Source organism: Burkholderia sp. Bp8998 (assembly GCF_003854235.1).
Classification (GTDB): domain Bacteria; phylum Pseudomonadota; class Gammaproteobacteria; order Burkholderiales; family Burkholderiaceae; genus Burkholderia.
The window spans coordinates 1-1360 of sequence record NZ_QTQF01000130.1; the positions used below are offsets into that span (position 1 = coordinate 1).

The 1360-nt window shown below is 68.5% G+C and carries 1 protein-coding gene; it reads left to right on the forward strand.

The window, feature by feature from the left end; all coding sequences use genetic code 11:
* Window positions 1-1360, forward strand: a 1360-nt coding sequence (locus tag DIE06_RS37740) for a phosphomannomutase/phosphoglucomutase (RefSeq protein WP_148094385.1), incomplete at both ends; no start/stop codon positions are given.

Sequence of the window (1360 nt, forward strand, 5' to 3'; positions counted from 1 at the left end):
TTCAAGGCATATGACATTCGCGGTGTGGTCGGCAAGACGCTCGACGCCGACACGGCGCGCGCGATCGGCCGGGCATTCGGCAGCGAAGTGCGCGCGCAGGGCGGCGACGCGGTCGTCGTCGCGCGCGACGGCCGCCTGTCGGGGCCCGAGCTCGTCGGCGCACTCGCCGATGGCCTGTGTGCGGCCGGTGTCGACGTCGTCGACGTCGGCATGGTGCCCACGCCGGTCGGCTATTTCGCGGCGAGCGTGCCGCTCGCACTGAAGGGCGGCGAGCGCCGCGTCGATTCGTGCATCGTCGTCACGGGCAGCCACAACCCGCCCGACTACAACGGCTTCAAGATGGTGCTGCGCGGCGCGGCGATCCACGGCGAGCAGATCCAGGCGCTGTACCGCCGCATCGTCGACGCGCGCTACGAAACGGGCAGCGGCTCGTACGAGGCATTGGACGTCGCCGATCAATACATCGCGCGCATCGTCGGCGACGTGAAGCTCGCGCGCCCGCTGAAGCTCGTCGTGGACGCCGGCAACGGCGTCGCGGGCCCGCTCGCGACGCGACTGTTCAAGGCGCTCGGCTGCGAGCTCGTCGAGCGCTTCACCGACATCGACGGCACGTTCCCGAACCACCACCCCGATCCCGCCCACCCGGAAAACCTGCAGGACGTGATCCAGGCGCTGAAGGACACCGACGCCGAGCTCGGCTTCGCGTTCGACGGCGACGGCGACCGCCTGGGCGTCGTGACGAAGGACGGCCAGATCATCTATCCGGATCGCCAGCTGATGCTGTTCGCGGAGGAAGTGCTGTCGCGCAACCCGGGCGCGCAGATCATCTACGACGTGAAGTGCACGCGTCATCTCGCGCAGTGGGTGAAGGCGAAGGGCGGCGAGCCGCTGATGTGGAAGACGGGCCATTCGCTCGTGAAGGCGAAGCTGCGCGAGACGGGCGCACCGCTCGCGGGCGAGATGAGCGGCCACGTGTTCTTCAAGGACCGCTGGTACGGCTTCGACGACGGCCTCTACACGGGCGCGCGCCTGCTCGAGATCCTCGCGAAGACGGCCGATCCGAGCGCGGTGCTCAATGCGCTGCCGGACGCGATGAGCACGCCGGAGCTGCAGCTCAAGCTCGAGGAAGGCGAGAACTTTCGCCTGATCGAGAAGCTGCAGAAGGAAGCGAAGTTCGACGGCGCCGACGAAGTCGTGACGATCGACGGCCTGCGTGTCGAGTATCCGGACGGCTTCGGCCTCGCGCGTTCGTCGAACACGACGCCGGTCGTCGTGCTGCGTTTCGAATCGGAGACGCAGGAAGGGCTCGAGCGCATCCAGGCGGACTTCCGCCGCGTGCTGACGGCCGCGAAGCCGGACG